This window comes from Streptomyces sp. bgisy027 (genome assembly GCF_057710365.1).
This window is the reverse complement of record NZ_JBYIVZ010000012.1, coordinates 43,918-68,520: the sequence shown is the minus strand read 5'-3', so window position 1 is coordinate 68,520 and position 24,603 is coordinate 43,918. Positions and strand designations below refer to the sequence as shown.

At 71.4% G+C, this 24,603-nt stretch carries 22 protein-coding genes and 2 pseudogenes; 7 read left to right on the top strand and 17 right to left on the bottom strand.

Going from position 1 to position 24,603, the window contains the following annotated elements:
- Positions 1-33 precede the first annotated feature (33 nt).
- The 3 genes from AC3ETA_RS14670 to hemL all read right to left on the bottom strand — a co-directional run bounded on the left by AC3ETA_RS14670 (position 34) and on the right by hemL (position 3,506).
- Positions 34-1,323 carry a polysaccharide deacetylase family protein gene (locus tag AC3ETA_RS14670; protein WP_432193319.1) on the bottom strand — a complete coding sequence of 430 codons (1,290 nt, stop codon included), beginning with the start codon at positions 1,321-1,323 and terminating at the stop codon, positions 34-36.
- A gap of 111 nt (positions 1,324-1,434) precedes the next feature.
- The gene (locus AC3ETA_RS14665; RefSeq protein WP_432193318.1) at positions 1,435-2,175 is read right to left on the bottom strand and encodes a histidine phosphatase family protein; all 741 of its coding nucleotides are present in this window, start codon (positions 2,173-2,175) and stop codon (positions 1,435-1,437) included.
- Positions 2,172-3,506, bottom strand: a complete 1,335-nt coding sequence (gene hemL, locus AC3ETA_RS14660) for a glutamate-1-semialdehyde 2,1-aminomutase (protein WP_432193317.1) — start codon at positions 3,504-3,506, stop codon at positions 2,172-2,174. Before hemL ends, AC3ETA_RS14665 begins: the two co-directional genes overlap by 4 nt.
- Positions 3,507-4,110: 604 nt before the next feature.
- Between hemL and AC3ETA_RS14655 the strand changes: the two genes are divergently transcribed.
- A complete protein-coding gene (locus AC3ETA_RS14655; RefSeq protein WP_003974483.1) occupies positions 4,111-4,548 on the top strand; it encodes a hypothetical protein in 438 nt (145 codons plus the stop codon).
- Positions 4,549-4,801: 253 nt separating this feature from the next.
- Positions 4,802-5,121, top strand: a pseudogene (locus tag AC3ETA_RS14650) (alpha/beta hydrolase family protein); the annotation flags it as partial.
- A gap of 83 nt (positions 5,122-5,204) precedes the next feature.
- Here AC3ETA_RS14650 and AC3ETA_RS14645 read toward each other — a convergent pair.
- The 3 genes and pseudogenes from AC3ETA_RS14645 to AC3ETA_RS14635 all read right to left on the bottom strand — a co-directional run bounded on the left by AC3ETA_RS14645 (position 5,205) and on the right by AC3ETA_RS14635 (position 7,432).
- Entirely contained in the window at positions 5,205-5,858 is a 654-nt protein-coding gene (locus AC3ETA_RS14645) for an NAD(P)-dependent oxidoreductase (protein WP_432193425.1), read from the bottom strand.
- 69 nt (positions 5,859-5,927) lie between these two features.
- A pseudogene (locus AC3ETA_RS14640) lies at positions 5,928-6,152 on the bottom strand (NAD(P)H-binding protein); the annotation flags it as partial.
- A gap of 224 nt (positions 6,153-6,376) precedes the next feature.
- Entirely contained in the window at positions 6,377-7,432 is a 1,056-nt protein-coding gene (locus tag AC3ETA_RS14635; RefSeq protein ID WP_432193316.1) for an EamA family transporter, read from the bottom strand.
- A gap of 79 nt (positions 7,433-7,511) precedes the next feature.
- On the opposite strand from AC3ETA_RS14635, the gene AC3ETA_RS14630 reads away from it, so the two are divergent.
- Both AC3ETA_RS14630 and AC3ETA_RS14625 read left to right on the top strand, forming a co-directional pair.
- Positions 7,512-8,411, top strand: coding sequence for a LysR family transcriptional regulator (locus AC3ETA_RS14630; RefSeq protein WP_432193424.1), 900 nt, complete (start codon positions 7,512-7,514; stop codon positions 8,409-8,411).
- A 365-nt stretch (positions 8,412-8,776) separates the two neighbouring features.
- Positions 8,777-9,379 carry an ABATE domain-containing protein gene (locus AC3ETA_RS14625; protein WP_432193315.1) on the top strand — a complete coding sequence of 201 codons (603 nt, stop codon included), beginning with the start codon at positions 8,777-8,779 and terminating at the stop codon, positions 9,377-9,379.
- A gap of 176 nt (positions 9,380-9,555) precedes the next feature.
- Here the strand turns inward: AC3ETA_RS14625 and AC3ETA_RS14620 are convergent, their stop codons facing one another.
- The 7 genes from AC3ETA_RS14620 to AC3ETA_RS14590 are packed head-to-tail and all read right to left on the bottom strand — an operon-like array spanning position 9,556 to position 16,178.
- Positions 9,556-10,080 carry a flavin reductase family protein gene (locus AC3ETA_RS14620; protein ID WP_432193314.1) on the bottom strand — a complete coding sequence of 175 codons (525 nt, stop codon included), beginning with the start codon at positions 10,078-10,080 and terminating at the stop codon, positions 9,556-9,558.
- Positions 10,081-10,129: 49 nt separating this feature from the next.
- The gene (locus tag AC3ETA_RS14615; RefSeq protein WP_432193313.1) at positions 10,130-11,365 is read right to left on the bottom strand and encodes an ATP-grasp domain-containing protein; all 1,236 of its coding nucleotides are present in this window, start codon (positions 11,363-11,365) and stop codon (positions 10,130-10,132) included.
- Positions 11,362-11,601, bottom strand: coding sequence for an MbtH family NRPS accessory protein (locus AC3ETA_RS14610; RefSeq protein ID WP_432193312.1), 240 nt, complete (start codon positions 11,599-11,601; stop codon positions 11,362-11,364). Before AC3ETA_RS14610 ends, AC3ETA_RS14615 begins: the two co-directional genes overlap by 4 nt.
- 44 nt (positions 11,602-11,645) lie before the next feature.
- On the bottom strand, positions 11,646-12,905 hold the full coding sequence (locus AC3ETA_RS14605; protein ID WP_432193311.1) for a TauD/TfdA family dioxygenase: 1,260 nt from the start codon (positions 12,903-12,905) through the stop codon (positions 11,646-11,648).
- A 41-nt stretch (positions 12,906-12,946) separates the two neighbouring features.
- The gene (locus tag AC3ETA_RS14600; protein ID WP_432193310.1) at positions 12,947-15,133 is read right to left on the bottom strand and encodes an amino acid adenylation domain-containing protein; all 2,187 of its coding nucleotides are present in this window, start codon (positions 15,131-15,133) and stop codon (positions 12,947-12,949) included.
- Positions 15,130-15,936 carry an FkbM family methyltransferase gene (locus tag AC3ETA_RS14595; RefSeq protein WP_432193309.1) on the bottom strand — a complete coding sequence of 269 codons (807 nt, stop codon included), beginning with the start codon at positions 15,934-15,936 and terminating at the stop codon, positions 15,130-15,132. Before AC3ETA_RS14595 ends, AC3ETA_RS14600 begins: the two co-directional genes overlap by 4 nt.
- A complete protein-coding gene (locus tag AC3ETA_RS14590) occupies positions 15,933-16,178 on the bottom strand; it encodes a phosphopantetheine-binding protein (RefSeq protein WP_163016846.1) in 246 nt (81 codons plus the stop codon). The genes AC3ETA_RS14595 and AC3ETA_RS14590 overlap by 4 nt, the downstream gene beginning before the upstream one ends.
- A 230-nt stretch (positions 16,179-16,408) precedes the next feature.
- On the opposite strand from AC3ETA_RS14590, the gene AC3ETA_RS14585 reads away from it, so the two are divergent.
- Both AC3ETA_RS14585 and AC3ETA_RS14580 read left to right on the top strand, forming a co-directional pair.
- A complete protein-coding gene (locus AC3ETA_RS14585) occupies positions 16,409-17,956 on the top strand; it encodes a PqqD family protein (protein ID WP_432193308.1) in 1,548 nt (515 codons plus the stop codon).
- Positions 17,957-17,960: 4 nt separating this feature from the next.
- A complete protein-coding gene (locus AC3ETA_RS14580) occupies positions 17,961-18,716 on the top strand; it encodes a sulfite exporter TauE/SafE family protein (protein ID WP_432193307.1) in 756 nt (251 codons plus the stop codon).
- Between the two features lie 50 nt (positions 18,717-18,766).
- On the opposite strand, the gene AC3ETA_RS14575 is transcribed toward AC3ETA_RS14580, so the two are convergent.
- Genes AC3ETA_RS14575 through AC3ETA_RS14565 form a run of 3 tightly spaced genes read right to left on the bottom strand, consistent with a single transcriptional unit; the run spans position 18,767 to position 22,328 of the window.
- Positions 18,767-20,005 (bottom strand): ATP-grasp domain-containing protein, encoded by a 1,239-nt coding sequence (locus AC3ETA_RS14575; RefSeq protein ID WP_432193306.1) that lies wholly within the window; start codon positions 20,003-20,005, stop codon positions 18,767-18,769.
- On the bottom strand, positions 20,005-21,267 hold the full coding sequence (locus tag AC3ETA_RS14570; protein WP_432193305.1) for an MFS transporter: 1,263 nt from the start codon (positions 21,265-21,267) through the stop codon (positions 20,005-20,007). Before AC3ETA_RS14570 ends, AC3ETA_RS14575 begins: the two co-directional genes overlap by 1 nt.
- Entirely contained in the window at positions 21,264-22,328 is a 1,065-nt protein-coding gene (locus tag AC3ETA_RS14565) for an LLM class flavin-dependent oxidoreductase (protein WP_432193304.1), read from the bottom strand. The genes AC3ETA_RS14570 and AC3ETA_RS14565 overlap by 4 nt, the downstream gene beginning before the upstream one ends.
- 210 nt (positions 22,329-22,538) lie before the next feature.
- On the opposite strand from AC3ETA_RS14565, the gene AC3ETA_RS14560 reads away from it, so the two are divergent.
- Entirely contained in the window at positions 22,539-23,294 is a 756-nt protein-coding gene (locus tag AC3ETA_RS14560; protein ID WP_432193303.1) for a thioesterase II family protein, read from the top strand.
- Here the strand turns inward: AC3ETA_RS14560 and AC3ETA_RS14555 are convergent.
- Complete coding sequence (locus AC3ETA_RS14555; protein WP_432193302.1) at positions 23,287-24,552, bottom strand: ArgE/DapE family deacylase; 1,266 nt, start codon at positions 24,550-24,552, stop codon at positions 23,287-23,289. The two genes, AC3ETA_RS14560 and AC3ETA_RS14555, sit on opposite strands and share 8 nt — an antisense overlap.
- Positions 24,553-24,603 lie beyond the last annotated feature (51 nt).

The window sequence follows — 24,603 nt, the reverse complement described above, 5'->3', positions numbered from 1 at the left end:
TGCGCACCCCCCTGCGGGATGTGAACCCGCATTTCAGGCGGCGTTCTGGGCATCCCCGGAGGAGCCGGTGGGGCCGCCTTTCAGAAAGGCACCCCAGCCTCCCGCGGGCTCCTGCCCGACCCCCAGAGTGCGCAACTTGTCCAGAATGTCTGGCTTCTGTACGTCCATCCAGTCCACGAACTGCCGGAAGGAGACGAGTCGGACGTCCGCACTCTTCTCCTTCTCCCGCGCGATGTGCTTCAGGGCCTCCTCGACGGCGTCCATGTAGATGCCGCCGTTCCACTGCTCGAAGTGGTTGCCTATGAAGAAAGGTGCGCGGTTCGTCTCGAATGCCCGCTTGAACCCCTGTATGTACGCCTGCGCCGACTGCTCGCGCCAGGCCGGGTAGTTGTGGCTGGGCGCGTTCGTCGAGTTGACCGACTGGTTGGCGAGCATGTTGTAGTCCATCGACAGGACCTCGAAGCTGCGGCCGGGGAAAGGTATCTGCTGCAACGGCAGGTCCCACAGCCCCTGCTTCCTGTCCGGCCACACCTGACGGCCGCCGGGCGAGGAGGCGTCGTAGCGCCAGCCCAGTTCCTTGGCGGTGGGCAGCAGGTTGTCCTGGCCGAGCAGGCAGGGCGTACGGCCGCCGACGAGCTCCTTGTCGTAGTCGAAGGGCAGCGAGGGCAGATCGGTCCACCCGGAGTTCGTGCGCCACTCCTTGACGAAGGACTTGGCCTGGTCTATCTCGCTGTGCCACTGCTTCGGGGTCCAGTTGCCGACGGTGCCGGTGCCGCCGCAGAAGTGGCCGTTGAAGTGGGTGCCTATCTCATGACCTTCGAGCCAGGCGCGCCGGACACCCTTGAGCGTCTGCTTGATGTGGTCGTCGGTGAGGTAGCCGATGTCGGAGGCGCCGCGCGGGTTGTTCGGCGGGTCGTAGAGCCGCTTCTTGCTCTCGGGCAGCAGATACAGCCCCGAGAGGAAGAAGGTCATGTGCGCCTCGTGCTCCTTGGCGAGGTCGAGGAAGCGCGGGAAGAGACCGTTGCCGACCTCGCCGGCGCCGTCCCAGGAGAAGATGACGAACTGCGGCGGCTCCTGGCCCGGCTCCAGCGGCTCCGGCTTCGCGGGCTGGTTCGGCTGCTTGCCGGTGAAGGAGGTCGAGCCGTCGCCTATGGGGCGGGCGCGGCCGGTCTGGGTGCCCGGCTTGTTCGCCGAGCCGTTCCCGGAACCCGATGACCCGTTCGAACCGTCTGACGAGGTGAGGGTGCCGCACCCTGCGAGTCCGAGGCCGGCGGCCGCTCCGGCGCCGAGTCCGATGGCTCCCCTTCGGCTGAAGTTGCGCATTGCTGCCCCGTCCGTCGTGCTTGCTCTGGTGGTCACCCAGTCAGAGGGCACGACGAACGAGGAGGTTCCTCCGGATCACGGAGGATTCGAAACAAATGTCACAAACGCGTCTTAAGCGCCGAAAGCCTTGTCCTTCCCCTTCACCGGCTGGGCGCCGGCGCGGAGATGGGCGGGCACGAGATCGATGGCGGGCTCGGTGTAGCCGACGGACACGATGCTGTCGCCCTGGTACGTGAAGGTCGTCAGGGACGCGAGGGTGCACTGCCGCTTGCGCGGGTCGTGCCACAGCCGGCGCCGCTCGACATGGCTGCGCACGATCCAGATCGGCAGCTGATGACTGACCAGCACGGCCTCGTGCCCGCGGGCGGCGTCCTTGGCGGCGTCCAGCGCGCCCATCATGCGCACGACCTGGTCGACGTACGGCTCGCCCCAGGACGGCCGGAACGGGTTGACCAGGTGCTTCCAGTTCGCGGGCTTCTTCAGCGCGCCGTCGCCGACACCGAAGGTCTTGCCCTGGAAGACGTTGCCGGCCTCGATGAGCCGCTCGTCGGTCGCGAGGTCGAGCCCGTGCGCCTTGGCGATCGGCGTCGCCGTCTCCTGCGCCCGCTCCAGCGGGGAGGCGCACACATGGGTGATGTCACGGGGGGCGAGGTGCTCGGCGACCCGGTCGGCCATCTGCCGCCCGAGCTCTGAGAGGTGGTAGCCCGCGAGCCGGCCGTAGAGGATCCCGTCCGGGTTGGCCACCTCGCCGTGCCGCAGCACGTGGACGACGGTGACGTCACTGTCGTTCTTGTCGATGTCGTCGTCGTTCTTGTCGATGTCGTTCTCGTTCTTGTTGATGTCGTCGCTCATTCCGCCGTGGCCTCCGCCGCCGCTCGGGCCGCCGCCGGGAGGGCGTCGGCGATGCGCTGGACCGCCTGCTCGCCGTGTGCCGTGGACACGAACCAGGACTCGAAGGACGAGGGCGGCAGATAGACGCCCTGCGCCAGCATCGAGTGGAAGAACGCGGTGAAGCGGAAGGACTCCTGCCGCTTGGCGTCCTCGTAGTTGCGGACCTCACGGTCGGTGAAGAACACCGAGAACATGTTGGAGGCGTTCTGCAGCCGGTGGGCGACGCCTTCCTTGGTGAGGGCCTCGGTGACGAGGGTCTGGACGGTCCGCGACACCGCGTCGATCTTCTCGTAGGCGGCCTCGTCGAGGAGCCGCAGCTGGGCGAGGCCCGCGGCGGTGGCGATCGGGTTCCCGGACAGGGTGCCCGCCTGGTAGACGGGGCCGGCCGGGGCGAGGTGGGCCATCACATCGGCGCGCCCGCCGAAGGCCGCGGCCGGGAAGCCGCCGCCCATCACCTTGCCGAACGTCATGAGGTCGGGCCTGACCCCGTCGACGCCGTACCAGCCGGCGCGGCTGGTGCGGAAGCCGGTCATGACCTCGTCGGAGATGTACAGGGCGCCGTTCTTGTGGCAGGCGTCCCGCAGCCCCTCGTTGAAGCCGGGCAGCGGCGGGACGACGCCCATGTTGCCGGGCGAGGCCTCGGTGATGACGCAGGCGATCTCGCCGGGGTGCCGGTGGAAGGCCTCGTGCACGGACTCCAGGTCGTTGTACGGCAGCACGATGGTGTCGCCGGCCTGGGCGCCGGTGACACCGGGCGTGTCGGGCAGGGCGAAGGTGGCCACACCCGAGCCGGCGGCGGCCAGCAGCGAGTCGACGTGCCCGTGGTAGCAGCCGGCGAACTTGATCACCTTGGTCCGCCGGGTGAACCCGCGGGCGAGCCGGATGGCCGACATGGTGGCCTCGGTACCGCTGGAGACCAGCCGCACCTGCTCCAGCGGCTCGATCCGGTCGACCATCTCCTCCGCGAGCGCGACCTCGCCCTCACCGGGCGTGCCGAAGGACGTGCCGCGGGAGACGGCGTCCTGGACGGCGGCGAGCACGTCCGGGTGGGAGTGCCCGAGGATCATGGGTCCCCAGGAGCAGACGAGGTCGACGTAGTCCCGCCCGTCCGCGTCGGTCAGGTACGGACCGGTGCCGGACACCATGAACCGGGGCGTACCGCCCACGGCGCGGAAGGCGCGCACCGGGGAGTTCACGCCGCCCGGCGTGACGGCGGCCGCACGGTCGAACAGCGCCTGCGAGGCAGGCGCATCGTATGGATAGGGCGTTCCTGAAGAGGGCGCTTCGCTCATGGCCTGCGACTACTCCGACCTTCTCTGACCTACTCCGATGATCTCGGACTCCGGTTGCCAGTGACCTCCTCAGGGTAGGCCAGCGGTCGGCGACGCCCGCGGGGCGCTACCGGCGCGGGGAGCGGTCGTCCCGTCCTCCCGCACCCCTGGCGCCCTTGGTTCACCCGCCGTCACCTCTCCGGGAATCTGCGAGACTGGACGTGATACACACAGCTCATGCGGGGCGTGGTGATCGGGGACTGAAAAGATCCCGCGGACAGGTGTTTCAGCGCACGTTTCGGCGGGCGGCCGTGGGGGAGGTCACTGACACGATGATCGGGTTGCGCGGCGGGGCCTGCGCGTCCTAGAAAAGCAGTCGGGTGGAGATATGCATCGCGGTGGCGGACTGGGCGAGGGGACTGATGACCTGGGTCCTCGACGTGCCCGGCGGGGAAAGCACCGGCGCGACGCGGAGGATTCGAACGAAGCACGCCAGGGACACGTTGTACCAGGTATGCCAGACGCAACGGGTGTACCGGGTGTACCGAGTGAGCATGAGCCGTTCGACCGGCGGATCGACGGCCAGGTCGACCGTCTCCGGGCGGGGAGCAGGAATGGTGGTCGGGTGGGGGTGACGTACAAGTACTTCGGCGCGCCGGACGGCGCCACCGCTGCCCGCGTCCCCATCTCCATGCGCCCCGAGGAGCTGGGCGGCGACGAGCTCGGCATGAACGGCATGTTCACCAAGATCAAGCCGGAGACCATGGCGGCGATGGTGCTGACCGGCATCGAGGGCGTGCCCCTGCACAAGGTGCCGCCGCTGGAGCTTGTCGTCCTGCACCCCGACTACGCGGTCGTCAAGCTGCCGATGACGGTCGTCGACCCGCTGCGGGGCATAGGAGAGGAAGCGGTCGGCGCGGCCGCCTTCATCTGGTCGACGGTGCCGGACCGGGGCGGCCCGCGGGATGCGTTCAACGTGTACCAACTGCTGCACGAGTGGCAGGACTTCAGCCATCGGTTGCATGAGGCGGGGCATCAGCCTTATTGCCTGGTGTGGCCCTGATCCGGTTTTCTCACTGCACTCCGGCGGGATCTTCGGATCCCGCCTTCGTCATGGGGCGCCTTTTCAAGTGGCGCCGTGAAAACCCGTTGGCGGGGTGTGGCGGCCGTTGCTACGTTTTCGGCGGCCGTGCCGGAGGGCGAGGAGGTGGTACCCGTGAACGCAGTATCGACGTGGGTGCTCCCCTCCGGGGTCGCGGTCGGGCGATAGGTCGTCCGGGAGCGCCGTTCCAGCGCACTCCCGAAAGGGCACGACCATGCAGTTCACTTCTGAGCAGCGCCTCGACGACGGCGCCCTCGAACGCGAATTCACCCTCGGTGAGATCCCCGGCACCCTGTGGACACCCGTGTCCGCCGCACCGGTCCCGCTGATCCTCATGGCCCACAACAACGGCTGCCCAAGAAGGACGGCCGACTGGTGGCCCGGGCCCGGCACCCCGCGGCGTGCGGCTACGCGGTGGCCACCATCGACGCCGCCGGATGCGGCGACCGGCCCCGTTCCGCCGCCGACGAGCAGGCCCGCGCCGACCTCCGCCGGGCGATGCAGGCCGGCGAGCCGGTCGACGGGATCTTCGAATGATCGGCGGGGGGAGGTGCCTGACAGCCGTCAGCGCGGTGGTGTGGGCCGCCTCCGGCCTATGAAGACCACCGTGTCGACACTCACGTCGACGGCAGGTGGACGACCGTGATGTGGCGCTCCGCGCCGGGGTTCTCGACCTCGTCGACCACCGCCACGGCCAGGTCCTCCGCGCTGATCCACGACCGGCCGCCGTCCGAGTCCATGAGCAGGGTGTCGGTGCCGCGCCGGTAGCGGCCGGTCCGCTCGCCCGGTTCGAGTACGGCCGGCGGGCTGAGGTAGACCCAGTCGGCGTCGGCGTGGGCCTCACAGGTCCGCAACTGTGCCGTGCCGGCGAGCGCCACGGCCCGGTACTCGTCCGGCACGTACGCAGGGTTCTCGGCCACCGGCAGGTCGGGGTCACCGGGACTGTGCAGGGCGCCGGCCCCGCCGACCACGAGGACCCGTGTACCGAGCCGCGCGGCGGCGTCCAGCACCGTACGGGTGGCGCCGACCAGGAACTCCCGGTCGGCCGGGAAGGTCCGCACGGAGAGGACGACGGCGTCCGGGGGGCGGGGCGGGGTGGTGCCGGTCCCAACAGGGCGGGGCAGGGTGGTGCCGGTCGCAACGGGGCGGGGCGAGGTGGTGCCGGTCGCGGTGACGCCCTTCGCAGTGGCGCCGGTCGGGACGGGGCGGGGCGAGGTGGTGCCGGTCGCGGTGACGCCCTTCGCAGTGGCGCCGGTCGGGACGGGGCTGATCGTGGTGGCGCCTGTCGCGGCTGTGCCGCTCGTGGTGCAAGTGGTCCCGGCGGAGCCGCTAGTGGTGGCACTGGTCCCGGCCGAGCCGATCGTGATGGTGCCGGTCGCGGCTGTGCCCGCGAGTGCCTCGCGTACCGCCTCCGGGTCGCCGACGTCGACCGCGACCGGCGTGACGTTCGGGTCGCCGTCCCCGGGCTTCCGGGACATGGCGAGCACTCGGTGGCCGCGTGCCACCGCCTCGGCGATCACCCGGCTGCCGACCATGCCGGTGGCGCCGAGCACGGCGATCGTCATGGGCGGCGCGGCCGTGACCTCGGTAGTCCGGAACAGCGTTGGGGAAAGCACCGCCGTGGTCACCGAACTCGCTGCCGTCAAAGGCCCCTCCACCAGAGCCTCATCCACCGAAGTCCCCTCTAACGAAACCCCCTCCACCGAAGTCCCCTCCAGCGAAGTCCCCTCCAGCGAAGCCCCTTTCGCCGCCGCCTCTTTCACCGAACCTCCCGTCGCCGAACCCCCCGTCACCGAACCCACCCCTCTCCAACCCGCTCATCCCGAACGCCCGCATCCCGAACGCCCGCATCCCGAACCGGCACCCCCGGAACCGGCCCCCCTTCACGTGCCCCTTCCGGCCCCCGGCGCCGGCCCCGCGCTCCACGCGCCGGCATCCGCAACACCCCCGCCGCGGACTCGAACTGCGCTGCCAGCAATGCGGCCAGAGCGAGGACGAAGCCGAGGGACTGGGGCAGGCTCAGGGACTCGCCAAGGGCCGTGCCGATGACTGTCGCGATCAGGGGGGACAGCAGCACCAGCGGTGCCGACGCGCCCACCGACAGCTTTCCGATGCCGCGGAACCACAGCGTGTACGCGATCAGCCCGCCCACGCTGCCGAGCCACAGGTAGCCGGCCGCCGCCCCGGCGTCGATCCGCTGCGGCACGCCCTCGATCACCAGGGTGAGCGGAAGCAACAGCAGACCGCCCACGGTCAGTTGCCAGCCGGCCAGGGTCAGGGGGCCGACGCCCGCGGGTCGCCCCCAGCGCTTGGTGAGGACGGTGCCGCAGGCCATCGCGGTCGTACCGCCGAGTCCGGCGAGCACTCCGACCGCGTCCAGCCGGGCCTCCGGGCCGAGCACGACGAGCCCGACCCCGGCCACGCCGAGCACGCCCCAGGCCCATCGCCAGACCGTCGGTCTGACATGCAGCGCAGCGATCGCGAGCCCGGCGACCAGCAGCGGCTGGGCGGCGCCGAGGGTGGCGGCGACGCCGCCGGGGAGCCGTTCGGCGGCCAGGAACAGCAGCGGGAACAGGGTGCCGATGTTGAGCGCGCCGAGGACGCCGGCCTTCCACCACCAGGCGCCGCGCGGCAGCACGCGGGTGATCGCCAGGGCGAGCAGCCCGGCGGGCAGGGCGCGGACGAGCCCGGCGAACATCGGATGGCCGGGCGGCAGGAGTTCCGTGGTCACGGCGTAGGTGGTGCCCCAGGCCGCGGGGGCGAGGGCGGTCAGTGCGACGGTTGCGATCGGCAGCGCGCGGGAGGTCCGCGGCGGGCCCGATGGCCGCTCGGTCGTGGGATGCATGAGAAGCAGTCTCCGCAGACCGGCCTCATGACTCCAACACATGGTTGTCATCACAGCCATGAATCAGAATCATGGATCCGTGGATCTCCAGCAGATGCGCTACGTCGTGGCCGTGGCCGAAACCCGCAACTTCACGCGCGCCGCGGAGCGCTGCTTCGTGGTGCAGTCGTCCCTCAGCCATCGCATCGCCGGTCTGGAACGGGAGCTCGGGGTCAAGCTGTTCGCCCGCTCCAGCCGCCGTGTCGAGCCGACCAGTGCCGGGGTGGCGTTCGTGGCCGCGGCGCGCGAGTGCCTGGCCGCCGCCGACCGCGCGGTCGCCGACGCCGCCGCCGCGACCGGTGCCGTACGGGGCCGGCTCGCCGTCGGTGTGATCGTGACGACGGCCGCGGTGGACGTACCGGACCTGCTGCAGCGGTATCGCGCGCGGTACCCGGACGTGCATGTCGTGCTGCGTTCCGGGCGCAGCGACGAGCTGGCCGCGGCGGTGCGGGACGGCGAGCTGGACATCGCCTTCCTCGGGCTGCCGGAGGGCGAGCGGCCGTCCGGCGTGGAGACCCTCGTCCTCGATCACGACGAGCACGCCCTGGTCGTGCCGGCCGGGCACCGGCTCGCGGGCGCGGACCGGGTCACGCTGGAGGAGATCGCCGGGGAGACCTTCGTGGACTTCGCGGCCGGCACGCCCGCCCGCGCCCAGTCCGACCGCGCCTTCGCCGCCGCGGGTCTGGTCCGCGACGTCGCCTATGAGGCCGGGGTCGTCGAACTGATCTCCCGGCTGGTCGCGCGCGGGCTCGGCATCGCGCTGCTGCCGTCGGCGTACGTCCGTCCGCTGGCGGCCGGCGATCCCGAACTGGCGCTGGTCCGCGTGCTCGACGGGCCGCATCGCCTGGAGTACCTGGTGTGGAGCCGCTTCAACCCCAGCCCGGCGACCCGGGCGATGCTCGACGTCCTCGGCGTCGGCCCGCACTCCGCGGGTTCCTGACCCTGGGCCAGGGGGCTCGGCCCCGCGGTACGGGCCCCTTCGCCGGCCGCACGTTGACCACCAGCGCCGCGAGCGTCTCGGCCGCGGCCGTGAGCCGCTCGGCGAGGCGGGCACAGGTCTGGGTCTGCCCGGGCGGCGGGCCGGCGGCACCTCCACCATGCCGGAGACAGGAGGGACGACGGCGAAGAACGGGACGTCCATCGGTACGCGTGCCATGCGCCCCTCGGCCACGAGCCGCTCGATGCCGGGCGTCAGGGTCTGAAGGGTGGGGGCGATGCAGCGCTGCGGGGGCGTCGCCCGGCGTCTCCTCTCCCCCCGGGCCGCGCCGGGCTGGGGACGCCTCACGGATCGCTGGACTCCGTACCATGAGAGCCATGAACGAGAACGTCGAGCCGCCGTTGCCGCCCGCGCCGGGCGCGGAGCAGTACCCGTCGCTCGCCCTCGTCAACAGCGTGATCGCGCTGCCGGGCGGACACTTCGTGGATCAGCTCGGCACTCCAACCGCGGCGAACGACTGGCTCGTGGAGCGCGGGCTGGCTCCCGTCGACGCCGGGATGCGGGAGATGTGCGCGGCGCAGCTGCGGTCGCTGCGCGAGCAGGTCCGGTCGCTGTTCGACTCGCGGGTCGCGGCGCTGCCCGCACTGCCGGCCGCGCTGACCGCCGTCAACGACGCGCTGACCAGGGTGCCGACCGCTCCGCTGCTCGGGTGGGACGAGAAGGACGGCCCCTACCGGGCCGCGACGCACCCCACCACCGCGATCGTCGACCACGCGCTGGCGACCCTCGCTGCCGACGCCGCCGACCTGCTCACCTCCGCCGACGCCGAACGCCTCACGGCCTGCGGCTCGGCCCCCTGCAACCGCTACCTGCTCCGCCACGGCCGCCGCCACTGGTGCTCCACCCGCTGCGGCGACCGAGCCCGCGCGGCCCGCGCCTACGCCCGCCGCACCCGAGCGACGACCGACTGAGAAACGCGGACCACACCGACCGTACGGCGCGGGGCCGGTATCACGCGACCGAGCCCACCCGGCCCGCGCCTACGCCCGCCGCACCCGGCCGACGACCGACTGAGAAACGCAGACCGCACCGACCGTACGGCGCGGGGCCGGTGTCACGCGGGCGGAACCGGCGGCGAGCACCCGGCTCAGGCTCCCGCTCTCGCGCCCGTGCCCACGGCCACCGGGACGACCGGCCAGGCGTGGTACTCGCCCTTGCCGTACAGCAGCGGCTCGCGCGGGAAGACCGCGCTGCCCTCGACCTCGCCGACGATGATCCGGTGGTCGCCCGCGGTCACGGTCTGCACCACCCGGCACTCCGCGTACGCCAGCACGACGTCCGTGAGGATCGGGGCGCCGCCCGCCCTGCGCGACGGCTCCCACGCCACCCGGTCGAACTTGTCACCCGCCTTGCCGGCGAAGATCCTCGACGCCTCCTCCCCGGGCGCCGCGAGGACGTTCGCCACGAAGCCGCGGCCGGCCAGGATCGCGGGCAGCGTCTGGGAGTTCTCGTCCACGCAGATCAGCAGCAGGGGCGGGGCCGCCGACACCGCGCACGTGGTCGTGCAGGTGAATCCGCGCGGCCGGCCGTCCGCGCCGACCGCCGTGATGATCGCCACCTGCGCCGGGAAGGAGCCGAACAACTCCCGGAAGCTCTCCGGACTCACGGGCATACGGCCTGCCTCCTCACCACGGATCCCGGCGTGCTCGTCGGCCCCGCCCTCACAGCAACTCCCGTTCCACGGCCCGCAGCATCTTGTAGCTGCTCTCGATCTCCTCCGGGTCCCGGTGCACCAGGAACACCACGCCGGGCGAGGAGTTGAGGTCGACGGTCGGACGGGTCGGGGTGCCGTCGGCCTTGCGGAAGCGGACGCTCTCGAAGGCGGGGAGCTGCTCCAGGGCCGCCCGCAGCGCGTGCGTCTGCAGGGGCACCTCGCGGTGGGCGAGGAGGTTGACGCAGCGGGCCGACTCGTGGCGGACGTAGCGCCGGGGGCGGGCGTGCAGTGCCGTCGCCCGCGAGGTGTGGCTGTCGAGGGTCAGGGTGACCTGGTCCGCGCCGGTGCAGCGCTGGAGCGCGGGCGGGTTGGCGAGGCCGGACAGGCGGGCGCCGGTCTCCAGCAGGCGCGGCCCGTGCGGGGTGCGGATGAGCTCGGTGTGGGCCGGGCCGTGGGCGATGCCGAGGCCGTCGAGCACCCGGCCGGCATAGCCGAGGATCTCGTCGAGCACGGGCGCGTCCGGCGGCAGCAGGTCCTCGTGGTCGTAGACGAGCCGCTTGCCGGAGGTGACCTGCTTGCGGCTGATCCACGCGTCGGTGAACCAGTGCTTGCCGTCCCTGCTCACGCTGTTGACGACGTACTCGTCCCCGGCCAGGTGCTCCTGGATCAGCACCGCCTCGTTGGCGCACAGCATCAGGTTGGTCTTGCCGAGGGCCGCCCGCAGTGCCGCGGCCACCTCCTGCTCGGTGTCGCAGGTGTACACGTCCTCGGAGCCGGCGCTGTCCAGCGGTTTGACGACCACCCGCTGAAGGCCCTGAGCGCGGCGCCAGTCCAGCAGTTCCGGGAGATCGCTGCCGCGCAGCTGGCGCGGGGTCGGCACGCCGGCCGCCGCGAGCACGTCCATCATGCGGGACTTGTCGCGCCGGGCCGTGGACAGCGCGGGGTCGTTGCCGCGCAGTCCGAGTCGCGAGGCGAGTTCGTCGGCGACCTCCACGCCGAACTCGCTGGCGGCGATCACGGCGACCGGTGCCTGCGCCCGCAGCCGGGCGAGCACCTCCTGTGCCCGGCCCGCATACATGAGGTCCTCCGCGAAGACCTCGGTGGGCAGGCTCGCGGCGAAGGTCTCCGGCAGTTGTGCGCGCGAACGCACATGCACCACGCGGTGGTCGGCGGCGGCCGCGCGCGCCAGCATGGCGCCCGTGGTGAGGGCGTCCACCAGGACCAGGGTGGGGCGGGCGCTCACCGCGGGTCCCCCTGGGCGAGCCGGGGCCGGGTCCGCAGTCCGGTCCAGCGCTCCTCGATCAGGGTTAGGACCTCCTGCCGGCTGCCGGGGTCCGACGCCACGCGCCAGCCCGCGGGCACCGTTCGACCGGGCCACCAGAGGGAATGCCGGCCCTCGTCGTTGACGACCACGACGAACGTCTCGTCGGTATCCCCCGCGCCCGCCCCGGGCGCGTCGTTCACGTCTGCTGTCGTCACGCTGCTGCTCTCCATGTGCCGTCCGTCGGTTGTCGGTGGCCCGCTCAGACCAGCACCGGACCGTTGCCCGCCCGGTGCGCCCGGGTGAGGCGGTTGTCCAGGTGGACGAAGATGCGGTGCAGCCAGCGGTCCCGGCCGTCGTAGCGGGGGACGAAGTTCGTACGGCCGTGCAGGACCAGGCGGTTGTCGACGAAGACCAGCTCGCCGGGGCGCAGCACCACCGACTCGGAGGCGTCCGTCATGGTCTCGCGCAGCCGGACCAGGGCGCCGGCGGCCTCCTCGTCGAGGGCGACCGTGGCGTTGAAGTCCACGCGGATGTCGGGGTCCTCGGGGCTGCCGACGAGGACCGGGTGGGCCTCGGTGCGCTCGGCGGAGCGGAAGGACGGCGGTGCCTCGGTCACGAAGCGGGGCGCCTCCAGGATCTTGCGGTCGGCCTCGTCGATCAGGCCGAGGACCCGGCGGACCGAGCAGATCTGGGTACCGGCCGTCCCCTCGTGGTCGGAGCGCAGGCACAGCAGGCCGACGTAGTGCGGCCGGTGCGGGTGGAAGGCGTTCTCGATGTGGAACTCCAGCGGTACGGAACCGCCGTTGCTCTGGGAGGCGGCGAGCGAGGGCACCGGTACGACGTTCTGCACCAGCGCCCCGTACTTCTCGTCGCGGTAGGCGATGACCTCGCCGAGCTGCTGCCCGATCAGCATCGCGACGGCCGACGGCACGGTGGCGTCCCGCTCGACCGAGTCCGCCACGGCCGGCGTCTCGGGCAGCAGCCCGTCCTCGACCGGCAGGTTGGCCAGGCACAGCATGCCGTCGGGGCCGGGGTCGCTGCGGTACTGGCGGATGCGCTCCAGCAGCCGCAGGGGCAGCCGGCAGCTCAGCCGGCGAGCCTCGGCCACCCAGGCATGTGCGTCGATCAGGCCCGGGGCGACCCGGGTGAGTTGCTCGGCCAGGTCGCGCACGGCGGCACGCTCCGCACCGGTGAGCTCCAGCCGGACGGGAAGCTCGCTCCCGGCACCGGGGCGGCACTCGGCCGCGTCTTGCACCTCGACCCCGTACCCGGGCCCCGCCGCGTCATGGACCTCGACCCCGTACCCGGGCCCGGCCGCGTCTTGCACCTCGACCCCGTACCCGGGCCCCGCCGCGTCTTGCACCTCGACCCCGTACCCGGGCCCCGCCGCGTCTTGCACCTCGACCCCGTACCCGGCCGTGTCGTCGGCCTCCGACCCGGACCGGGGCTCGGCCCCTTCCTTCGGTCCGGCCGTCTCGTGGGACGTCCCCGACCCGGCCGATATGTCAGCGATGGACACGTTGTTCGCCTCTCGTGAGGTACGGACGGGACACGCCGCGGTCAGAGCAGGCCCTGCAGCACGCGGGTGTCGACCTTTCCGTTGGTCGTCAGCGGCACCTGGTCGATGGCGACGAAGTGCGCGGGGAGCATGTAGGCGGGCAGTGCGGCCGCCAGGTGGTCCCGGAGTCCGGTGGCGTCCATCGGCGCTCCCTCGGCGGGGATCACATAGGCCGCGAGGGAGCGGGAGCGGACCGGGCCGACCGCGATGACGACGGCCTCGGCGACGTCCGCGTGCTCGCGCAACCGGGCCTGGATCTCGCCGAGTTCGACCCGGAACCCGCGGATCTTGACCTGGTGGTCGACCCGGCCGAGGAACTCCAGCGAGCCGTCGGCCCGCCACCGGGCCCGGTCGCCGGTGCGGTAGAGACAGGATCCGGGAGCGCCGTACGGGTCGGGCAGGAACCTCTCGGCGGTCAGGCCGGGGCGGTCCAGGTAGCCGCGGGCCACGCCCGTGCCGCCGATGTACACCTCGCCGGGGACGCCGACGGGCACGGGTTCGAGTCGGTCGGTGAGGACGTACATGGTGGTGTTGGGAATGGGGGCGCCCAGTGGGATCAGCTCGGTGGCGGGCGGCTCGGCGAGCGTCTCCCCGGAGTTGCCGACGGTGATCTCGGTGGGCCCGTACTCGGTGGCCACCGGGGTGCCGCCGGGCCCGGCGAACTCCAGCCAGCGCCGTGCCAGTTCGCTGGTGAACGCGTCGCCCGCGGCGATGACGAGACCGGCGAGCGAGTGGATCTCCTCGGGGGTCAGGTCGTAGCTCAGCAGGTCGAGATGGCCGGGCGTCATCTTGATGAAGCTGTACGGCGCCCCGGCCGCGAGCTCGTCGCCGAGGTCGGCGGTGTCCAGCGGGTCGGGCAGCAGATGGACGGGCTGCCCGGTCAGCAGCGGGGCGAACAGGCTGGGCATGCCCAGGTCGAAGGAGATCGACGAGAACACCGGGGAGCCGCCGGTGCCGCGGGCCGCGTAGGTCTCGGCCGTCCACAGCAGGTAGTTGGCGAGGCCGGCGTGCTCCACCATCACGCCCTTGGGGTTGCCGGTGGAGCCCGAGGTGTAGATGACGTAGGCGAGGGAGCGCGGATCCGTCGTGCGGTCGAGGGGTGTCGCGGGCAGCGCCTCGATCGACTCCCGTTCCCGGTCCAGGAGGACGACGTCGCCGCCGGCCGGCGGTTCCAGGGCCGGCAGATGGGCGGACTCGGTGAGCACCAGCTCACATCCGGCGGCGGCGATCATGTGCCGCAGCCGCTCGGCGGGCAGGGCCGGGTCGAGCGGGAGATAGCCGGCGCCGGACTTCCACACGCCGAGCAGCGCGGGCAGCAGATCGGCGGTGCGGCGCAGGCAGACGCCGACCAGGGCGTCGGGACGGGCGCCGAGCCCGGTCAGGCGGCGGGCGATGCGGTTGGCCCGCTCGTCGAGTTCCCGGTACGTCGTCCCGGCGCCGGCGACCTTGACGGCGATCGCGTCGGGCGTCGTGGCGGCCTGGGCCTCGATCCGCTCGACGACGGTGCCGTTGCCCCGGTCGACCCGCGGCCCGGTGCTCCAGTCGCCGAGCACCGCCCGCCGCTCGTCCGGGTCGAGGCGGGCGGCGAGCGCGTCGCCGTCGGGGTCGGCCGCCATGGCCCGCAGGACCTCGCGGTGCATCGAGGCGAGGCGGGCGAGGTACGGCGGCGCGAGGGCTGCGGTGAACGTCAGCCGACGTTCACCCGCGTGAACGCGCAGGCCGTACCTGGACCGCTCGACACTCCCGCCACCCCCGGACCGTTCGGCACTCCCGTCCCGCCCGCCGTGCTCACCGCCGGCCTCCGCCCCGGCGGTGAACAGCGCGCGTTCGCCGTACGTCACCTCGTCGGCCGACCCGGCCACCGGCCGCTCCGCCTTGGCGACGCGTAACACCAGCTCCTGCCAGGTGGCCGCCGACCGGACCACGGCGACGTGCCGCACCCCGGCACCGTCCGCGACCTCGGCGCACCGCTCGTCCGCCTCGCCCAGCATGCCCAGCACTTTGATGTGGGCGGCCAGCAGCACCGTCGGCAGGTCGGTGCCGCAGATCCCGGCGAGCGCGTCCAGCCCGTCGGCGAGATCGGCGTGCTCGACGACGGCCGTCCCGGGTGCCGGGTCGGATCCGGGCGCCGGGCGCCAGGCCGTGGGCAGCGCGAACACCGTGGCGCCGCTCGCGCCGGCCGGGGTCATGGCGCGACTCCGGCCGGGCGGGTGGCGAAGACGGTGTAGACGCTGGTGCCGCGGTACTCGGCCGGCTGCTCGACCACGGTCTCCATGCCGTGCGCGGCGAACAGCTCGGTGACCTCGGCCAGTTCGCCGTTGTCGTCCTCGACCTCGACGGCGGCCCGGCCGATGCGGGACCACAGCGCGTCGCCGATGCCCTGAAGGACCTTCACCTCGAAGCCCTCGACGTCGATCTTCAGGAAGTCGATGCGGTCGATGCCGAGGTCGGCGGCGACCGTCTCCAGTCGGTCGATCCGGACGGGCACCCGCTCCACCGTGTCGAAGCGCTCGCCGATCAGTTCGTCCGCCTCTTCCAGCAGCAAATCCCGGCGGTCTTCGTCGAGTGTTTCCGCGATGTTCCCGATGTACGACTTGACCAAGGCCCGGTCGACCTCCGGATCGGCGTCGAAGCCCGACATCATCGAGTACTGCGGGTAAAAGGTCAGCTCACGGGTTTGCGCGGTGTCCCCGAGGGCCATGTTGAAGACGGACACGTTCGGCACACCACCGGCGTTCTTCCGCAATGCGTCGAACGTGCGCGGCACCGGCTCGAAGGAGAAGATCCGGGCTTCCGGGAACTTCGCCGCCATGAACAGAGCGAACATTCCTATGTTGGCGCCCACATCACAGACAACGGGCCGTTCCGGAAAACCGAAACCGTCGCCCGGCGTATAAACCTCGTCCTCGAAGATTTCCTTGTAGAGATACTCGGTCTCATTGCGGTTCAGCCCGTGCACCGTCATACCGTTGGGCAACTCCTGCTGGGTCACCTGGCATCATCCCTGGTCAGGCTGGACGCCAGCAGAGACGGCGTCGGGTTTCTGAACACCGCCGAACTGCGGAAAGTGATCCCCCGCTTTCGAGCGGCCGCGACGACGTCCACCACCTTCAACGAGTCGCCGCCAAGGTCGAAGAAGTTGTCATCAGGACCTACGTCGACACCGAACAACCCCCTCCAGATGTCTCGAATCTCCTGCTCGATCTCTGCGCCTGAGAGGCCATTCTCGATCACGCCACGGACGGTAGCACGCACTTAACGGATCGGAAAAGGTTCGATCTCGGATCATGAGACAACCGAAGAGGAGAGTCCGCTTTTGCCGCGTCTCAATCCTTTTCTTGTGGTGGACATTCCGAGTGACCCCTGCGCTATCCTCCGGCGAGTTGCATTGGGGGATGCCCGGGACGCGCGGATCGCGTACTGAATTTGGAAATTCCCCCTTCCGTTTGTGAGGGGATCCGACATTGTCCACCCAGACCACCGAAACGACCGGGCCCGGCCGGCCGGCCCCGCGGGACGTCGCCGAGCTGCGCAGGACGACCCTGAAGGAGCTGCGGCACTGGATGTCCTCGGGCCACTGGGACGAGGTGGAGCGCTGCGTCCCCAAACTCCGCGCCCAGCTGGAGGAACTGGGCCCGCTCCCGGAGCGGGTCGTCATGGTCGCCTACGGCGGCGGCAAGGACAGCGCGTACACCACCGCGTTCGTGCGGGCCATGCAGCTGCGGCTGCTGGAGGAGGCGGGTGAGACGTTCCGGCTGCGTGTGGTCACCATGCGGCACGCCGGAATGCCGGTCGCCGTCATGCACAACATCGACCGCACCTATGCGGCACTCCGGCTGGAGGCCGACCCCGACTGCGAGCAACTGCTCGTCGACGGGGACGAAATCTCGCCATTCCACGTCGACCTGCCGCAGCGCGACCACGTCATAGCCCGCAACCGCCTCGACATCCTGGTCACCGGCCACCGCACCCTCGGCGACGGCCGCCCCACCTTCTGCAACGCCTGCAACCTGAGCGCGGCCCACGCCTTCGGCCTCGGCGCCTCGTACGACGGCGGCGTGGACGTCATCATCACCGGCGACTCCCCCTACGAGCAGCGCACCTACCTGGTCTGGATCCACCGCCTCGCCGAGAAGATGGGCGTCGCCCCCGAGGGACAGGACCGGGCCGGCTTCCGCGGCGTCCTCAAGGCCACGGACAACATCGGGCGCGCCTACTTCGGCGACATCTACGGGGCCGGGGCCAAGAACCTGATCCACGAGCGCCGGGTCCACCACGACACCCCCGACCAGCTGCGTTTCTTCTCGATCTACGACGACACCGCCTACGCCTCCGGCGACCACTGGGACCTGCTGACGGACTTCCTCGGCTTCCGCTTCGACGAACTCGCCTTCAGCTTCTCCGAGTCCGACTGCGGCAACCCGGCGCTGATGGCCCACATCCGCGGCCTGAAGTGCGAGCGCGTCTACGGCCGTTCCTACGAGGAGGGCCTGGACGAGTACGTGAGGTTCGGCAAGCAGCTGATGCGGAAGAAGGAGTTCCCTGACCAGCTGATCGAGCTGATCGGTTCCCGGTACGAGGGCGAGGGCGCCGTCGAGCGGATGCGCGCCGGCATGGACACCTACGCACAGGACTGCTTCGCGATCACCGAGGAGCAGCTGGTCTGCATGGTCCACTCGCCCTTCACCGACGGCGGCGCCGGTCTGGCCGGCTACGTCAGGGCCGAACAGCCCGAGCTGCTGGAGCGGGTGGACGCCATGGTCGCGCTCCTCACCTCCGACGCGGACCCGACCGGCGACGAGGCGGACCTGGTCGCCGAGCTGGAGCGGTTCAGCGGGCTCCCGCTGGCCCAGCTGCGCGTTCTGGCGGCCCGGACCACGCGCTCCATGACCGGCATGGGACAGTCGGGTGTCGTGGACCTGATTCTCGACGGCGATCCCCACAAGCAGCGCATCGCGACCCGGCACACGCCCGACGGTCCCGTCGTCGACGAGCTGATCTCCGGAAGGTGACTCGTTGAACTTCGTGGAAGCCGTCGCCATCGGGGCCGCGAGCGTGGCCGCGGGCGCCATCAACGCGGTGGTGGGGTCCGGCACGCTCATCACCTTTCCGACTCTGGTGGCCTGCGGTTTTCCGCCGGTTCTGGCCAACGTGACCAACAACATCGGGCTCGTCCCGGGGGTGCTCAGCGCCGCCTACGGCTACCGCCGTGAGCTGCGCGGGCAGCGGCGCCGGCTGCTGCGGTTCGGCGTCGCGTCCCTGATCGGTGGCCTGACCGGAGCCCTGCTGCTGCTCCAGCTGGACTCCGCCGCCTTCGACACCGTGGTGCCGGTGCTGATCCTCGCCGCGTGCGCGCTGGTGCTGCTCCAGCCCCGGCTGAACGCCTGGCTGAGGAAGCGCCCGGAGCGCGGCGGCGCGGACGGCGGGGTCCCGCTGTGGTGCGGGGTGCTGGGCACCGGCGTGTACGGCGGCTACTTCGGCGCGGCCCAGGGGGTGTTGCTCATGGGCCTGTTCGGGAGCTTTCTGCGGGACGACCTCCAGCGGCTGAACGCGGCGAAGAACGTGCTGGCCGCCGTCGTCAACGGTGCCGCGGCGGTGGTGTTCGTGGCGGTCGCCGACGTCGACTGGGCGGCCGCCGCGGTGATCGCGGCCGGTTCGACGGTCGGCGGTCTGCTCGGGGCCAAGGTGGGCCGCAAGCTGCCGGCGATGGCGTTGCGTGTCGTGATCGTCGTCGTCGGGGTCACCGCGGCGACGGTCATGATCGTCACGTGAGCCACCGGTGGGCGCCCCTCGCGTGAGGGGCGTTCACCGGCCGGCCCGGCTCATGGCTGCTCCACCTCGAACTCGAAGGTCTCGATGATGCGGTGGATGTCGTCCGTGACGCGCTGCTGGTCCTCGTGGAGCAGGATGAACCGGCCGCTGTGCAGGGCGTCGTAGCTGCCGCCCGGTTCCAGGACCTGCCCCGGCCGGGGCACGAGTTCGCGCCAGATCGTCTCGAAACGTTCCTTCATCGGGGACGCCCTGCGCACCCGCAGCGGCAGCCCGTCCGGCTTGGGCAGCACGAGCCAGCCGCCGCTCGGGTCGCCCGACTTGGGCGGCAGGTCGACGCTCTCGCCGGACAGGGCGCGCAGCCACGCCTCGTACAGGTTGACCCCGAAGAGCTTGTTCACCAGGTGCGGCACCTCGCTGCCGCCGACCCGGCCGCCCACCTCCAGGAAGACCAACTCCCCGCTGCCGGTGACGAACAGCTCCAGGTGGAAGGGGGTGTCGTACATCCCGAGGACGGCGATGCACTCGCGGGTGAAGTCCTCGATGCGGGTGCGCAGTTCGCTCTCGCGCAGCACCACCGAGCCGAGCGGCGAGCCGGAGCCGAAGGCGAGGCAGTCGTTGACGTACACGGACGCGACCTGGAAGGGGACCTGGCAGCGCGCGTCGGCGAAGCCGTCCACGTGGTGGATGACTCCGGTGACGAACTCCTCGATCTCGTACCGGGTCAGGTCGAGCGTGGGCACGAGCTCCCGCAGCGCGGCCTCGTCGTCGACGCGGTGGACGCCGATGCTCGCGGCCCCGTCGACGGGCTTGAGGATCACCGGGTAGCCGGTGGAGCCGGCGAAGGCCACGCAGCTCTCCAGGTCGGCGCAGGGCGCGAAGCGCGGTACCCGTACCCCCGCCTCGGCCAGCACCTCCTTCATGCGGACCTTGTCCCGGTACACGGCCACCTGCTCGGGAGTGGGCCCGGGGATGCCGAGCGCGACCCGCACCCGGGCGGCGATCTCCAGCGTGAACTCGGACAGCGCGATGAGCTGGTCGACGGGCCCGGCCTTCTCGGTGACCTCCTGGACCGCCGAGCGCAGCGCGTCGTAGTCGTTGACGTCCTCGACCTGCACGTAGTGCGCGATGCGGGCGGGGTCGACGAGCACGCCCTCGGCGCCGAGCGCGTCGACGACGTAGCTCACCCGGTGCTTGTCGTGGTCGATGAACTCCTCGTACCGCGTGAGCTCGTTGTCCCAGCGGATCCCGTCCGAGAAGCGGGGCCAGCGATTGACCAGGACGATATGCATCAGTGCACCTCTGTTGTCTGGGGAACGTCCGGGGAGCCCGTGTCCCGCGGGGTGAGCACCTGGCGGAAGCTGCGCATCACCAGCGGCAGCAGGACGGCCCCGAAGACGCTGAGCAGCACGGCGAGCCCGGTCACCAGGTCCTGGGGCTCGATCGCCTCGCCGGCGGTGCCGACCAGGAGCCCGGCCATCGGGTAGGAGAGCAGGTTGAGCAGGTAGAAGGGGCCCATGACCTTGCCCAGGTGCTCCTGCGGGATGACCTTGATCCGCTGGGTGCGGTTGAAGACGTTGTAGTACGCCACTCCGGTCATCCCCGCGACGAAGGCGGTGCCGTAGACGGCGAACGAGGACGCGGTGCCGGCGACCAGCAGGGCCGCGCACAGCGAGGTGAACCCGATGACGCCGAGGACGTGCACATCGAGCTTGCGCAGCAGCAGCGGGATGACCAGCAGGTTTCCAAGGCCCACGATGCCGACGAAGGTGTTGAGCAGGCCGTAGGACGACTCGGAGGCGCCGAACACCCCGGTGACCAGGGCGGCGTTGGCGCTGAGCACGGTGGCGAAGACCAGGTTGATGGCGAAGTTGAGCACGGCCAGCAGCCGGACGGGGCGGTTGCGGATCAGCAGTCTCCAGCCGAGCCCGAGTTCGCCGAGGATCTCGCGGGCGCCGCCGCCGTTGCCGGGCTGCCACTTCTGCCGGGGCAGCGGGAGCCAGCAGGCGGCGGCGACCAGGAAGACGCCGGCGGCGAGGGCGAGCAGCCACACCTTGCCGAGGACCAGTACGGCGACGGCGGCGAGGGCGGGTCCGAGGGCCATCGCCAGCAGTTCCATGTTCTGCACCAGGGACTGCGTGGTCGCCAGTTTCTCGCCGCGGGCCACCTGCGGGACCATCTTCTCGACCGACATCCGCACGGGTGCCGCGAGGATCGACAGCAGTGCGCCGTTGGCCATCAGGGCGGCCGTGGTCCAGCCCGGCTCGGCCACGACGATCACGACGACGAGGCCGAGGACGGCGGCACGGCCGATCGAGACCCGGGAGAACAGCCGGGCGCCGCCGTCCCGGTCGGCGATCAGTCCCGCGAAGGGGTAGGCCAGCAGCCCGGGAAGCCATTCCAGGGCGAACGCGAAGCCGAGCGTCGAGACGTCGCCGGTGTCCTGGAAGATGAGCAACGGCACGGCGAACAGCACCACTTGCTCCGCGATGAGCCCGAGCAGCACGCCGGTGCCGAACAGCCCCCGGTGCAGGCTCTCCACCCGCGCCGTCATGCCGGTCCGGCGGTGCGCTCGTGCTCGCGGATCAGCGGCAGTACGTGGGTGTAGAAGATCCGCATCTCGTCGCGGGTGGGCCAGCCGGAGAAGATGAACTCGCTGACGCCGGCGGCCTTGTACTCGTACAGGTAGGCCGCGACCTCCTGGTAGCTGCCGACGACGCAGAGCGCGGGGCCGCCGCGGTAGGCGACGGCGCCGGAGTAGAGGTAGGGGGACAGCCAGTCGTCCTGGGCCTTCTCGGCCAGGCGGAAGGAGTTCTTCACCGCCTCGGAGTCGGAGGCGGCGACGAAGCTGCTGACCCAGGCGCGGTGGTCCTCGTCGGGGTCCCGCATCATCTCGGCGAGGTCGGTCAGCGCCTCCTCGCGGGTCGGGCGGGCCAGGACGTGCATGCGGATGCCGGCCCGGCAGCCGTTGGCGAGCACGGGGGCGGTGGCCCGCGCGATGCCCTCCGGGGTGTCTCCGTAGCGCAGCCAGCAGTCGCCGAAGTCGACGGCGGTCTTCTGCGCGGGGGCGGAGGCGCCGCTGATGTAGATCGTGGGCCGGCCGCCGCCTTTGTATCCCAGTCCGAGCTGGGCTTCTTCGATGCGATAGTGCGCGCCCCGGTGAGAAAGCGGATTCTCGCCCTCCCAGAAGCGGTGCAGGACGCTCAGGAACTCGTTCGAGCGGGCATAGCGGTCGTCGTGAGCCAGGAAGTCGCCGTAGTACGCCTGCTCGGCGGGGGAAATTCCGGCCACCAGATTCAGCGATATCCGGCCGTCCGACATCCAGGAAATGGTGTTCACGACCTGGGTGAAGAGCGTCGGACCTAAAAGGCCCGGACGATAGGCGAGAATGAACTTGACGCGTTCCGTCTCGCGCACCAGGGCGCCGATCATCGGAAGCGGGTCGGGCATGTGGTAGCTGATGCCCATGAGCAGGGAGTCGACGCCGAGTTGCTCGGCCTCCCGCGCGAAGTCGACGATCCCGTCGAAGTCAAGCTCCCCGGACCGGTATTTTTCGGTCGCTTTCTGCTGCCCACTGTCCAGCGGTGAACACCAATGGAACTTCAGCTCCGCCATGCTGGTTCCCCGTTCGTGAATACGAGGTCACCCCTACCCGATCATGGCCAAACCGGGCGTTCGCTCCCCCGTGCGACTCATATTCCTTGGGGACACTGACACGTGCCCGCCTGGGCAGTCAAGATCGATCCATATTCTGGAATGCCCGCCGGAGATGTCGATCGGCGGTTACCGTGGCTTGTCCAAGGGCGAGGAAAGGATGTCTGAAAAGTGCTCCACTCCACCCGCTGGCTAAAGCGTTACCGCCCCTCGGCCGCACCCCGGCTGCGGCTGTTCTGTCTGCCGCACGGCGGTGGCACCGCCGCATTCTTCCGCGACTGGGCGCAGAACCTGCCCGAGGAGGTGGAGCCCGTGGCCGTCCAGTACCCGGGCCGCCAGGACCGCCTGGCCGAGCCGTGCGTCACGGACATGGACACCCTCGCGGACGCCGTCGCCGACGCCCTCGCCCCGCTGCTGGAGGCGCCGTTCGCCCTGTTCGGCCACAGCATGGGAGCCACCGTCGGCTACGAGGTGACGCGCCGCCTGGAGGACCGCGGCACACCCCCGCTGCGGCTGTTCGCCTCGGGTCAGGCCACCCCCTTCGCGGAGCGGACCGGCCGCCCGCTGCACCACGAGGACGACGCCACGATGCTCGCGGGCGTGCGCGGCCTGGGCGGGGCGTACGAGACGCTGGCCGACGACCCCGACCTGCTGGAGGTCGTCCTGCCCTCCCTGCGCGCCGACCTGCGCCTGATGGAGACCTACCGCCCGGCGCCCGGCGCGCGGATCACCACGCCGGTGACCGTCCACACGGGCGAGACGGACCCCGGTGTCACGGTGGCGCAGGCGGCGGCCTGGCGCGAGGCGACCACCGGCGACTTCGCCCTGCGTACCTTTCCGGGCGGCCACTTCTTCCTGACGGAGCACCAGCAAGAGGTGCTGGCCGACATCCTGAGCGGCGTTTTTGCCACCCGCGCGTTCACCTGACGCCGACCGTCCGCAGCACCGTCACCGCCAACGTCCGCGCCACCTCGGCCACTTCGGCCAGCGACACCTTCTCCCGCGCGCTGTGCGCCACCCGGATGTCGCCCGGCCCGTACTGCAGCGTCGGGATCCCCGCCCCGGAGTACAGCCGCAGATCGCTGCCGTACGGCGCCCCGCACTCGCGCGGGTCCGCGGCTCCCCCGGCATCGGCGTGGGCGCCGCGTATCAGCGCCGGCAGGGGGTGGCCCTCGGGCAGCCGGCCGCTGGCGAACTGCCCGCCCGGCCAGGTCACCGTCGCCGGATGCCCGCGCAGCCACGGGTCGGCGGCACACGCCTCGGCGACGCACCGCTCGAAGGCGGCCCGCGCCCGGGCCGGGTCCTCGCCGAGCCGTACGCCGAGCCGCCCCTCGGCGAGAAGCAGATCGGGCACGCTGCTCGCCCAGTCCCCGGCGCGCACGGTACCCACCGACAGGGCGTAGGGGACGGGGTGCTCGGCCATCAGCGCGTCGGCGTCCCGGTTGCGCTCGGTCTCCAGCCGGGCCAGCGCCGCGTGCAGCGGCACATAGGCGTCGATCGCGCTGACGCCCTGGTCGCGGGCGCTGCCGTGGGCCGCCTTGCCGGGCACGGCGATCCGGAACGTCAGCGCGCCGGCGTTGGCGGTGACGAGGGCGCCGCCGGTCGGCTCGGTGATGACGCAGACGTCGCCGCGGTGGCCGCGGCGCAGCGTGCCGAAGGCGCCGAGGCCGCCGTCCTCCTCCCCGACCACGAAGTGCACCCCGACCCGCCCGCGCAGCCGTACCCCGGCGGCCCGTATCGCGGCGAGCGCGGCGAGGTGGGCGGTCAGCCCGGCCTTCATGTCGCAGGCGCCGCGACCGTGCACGACGTCCCCGACGACCCTGGGCACGAACGGGTCGCCGTCCCAGGCCTCCGGATCCCCGGGCGGTACGACGTCCACATGGCCCTGCAGGACGAAGGCGGGCCCGTCACCGCCGTCCCCGGTGACCCCGGCCAGCCCCCAGGCCTCCTCGCGCTCGGCCTCCGTCCCCGGGAACTCCGGGTCCGCGCGCAGCGCGTCCAGGTCCATGGACCACAGGTCGACGTCGAGACCGAGCCGCTCCAGCCGCCCGGCCAGCAGATGCTGGAGCTCGGACTCGGCGGCGCTCCCGGTCACGCTCGGCACGGAGATCAGCTCCAGCAGCGTCCGCCCGATCCCGGCCTCGTCGATCTCCGCCAGTACGGCGTTCTCCACGTCACTCAGCACGACGACGTCCCTCCCCTCGCCACCGGGCGCACGGCCCGCCCGATCAGATGG

Bases quoted from the DNA above. Each gene is read 5' to 3' on its own strand.
- AC3ETA_RS14665 (WP_432193318.1), bottom strand. From the start codon at position 2,175: ATGAGCGACGACATCAACAAGAACGAGAACGACATCGACAAGAACGAC.
- AC3ETA_RS14620 (WP_432193314.1), bottom strand. From the start codon at position 10,080: ATGCCCGTGAGTCCGGAGAGCTTCCGGGAGTTGTTCGGCTCCTTCCCG.
- AC3ETA_RS14565 (WP_432193304.1), bottom strand. From the start codon at position 22,328: ATGGCGGAGCTGAAGTTCCATTGGTGTTCACCGCTGGACAGTGGGCAG.
- hemL (WP_432193317.1), bottom strand. From the start codon at position 3,506: ATGAGCGAAGCGCCCTCTTCAGGAACGCCCTATCCATACGATGCGCCT.
- AC3ETA_RS14570 (WP_432193305.1), bottom strand. From the start codon at position 21,267: ATGACGGCGCGGGTGGAGAGCCTGCACCGGGGGCTGTTCGGCACCGGC.
- AC3ETA_RS14575 (WP_432193306.1), bottom strand. From the start codon at position 20,005: ATGCATATCGTCCTGGTCAATCGCTGGCCCCGCTTCTCGGACGGGATC.
- AC3ETA_RS14670 (WP_432193319.1), bottom strand. From the start codon at position 1,323: ATGCGCAACTTCAGCCGAAGGGGAGCCATCGGACTCGGCGCCGGAGCG.
- AC3ETA_RS14600 (WP_432193310.1), bottom strand. From the start codon at position 15,133: ATGACCCCGGCCGGCGCGAGCGGCGCCACGGTGTTCGCGCTGCCCACG.
- AC3ETA_RS14635 (WP_432193316.1), bottom strand. From the start codon at position 7,432: ATGCATCCCACGACCGAGCGGCCATCGGGCCCGCCGCGGACCTCCCGC.
- AC3ETA_RS14625 (WP_432193315.1), top strand. From the start codon at position 8,777: ATGAGAGCCATGAACGAGAACGTCGAGCCGCCGTTGCCGCCCGCGCCG.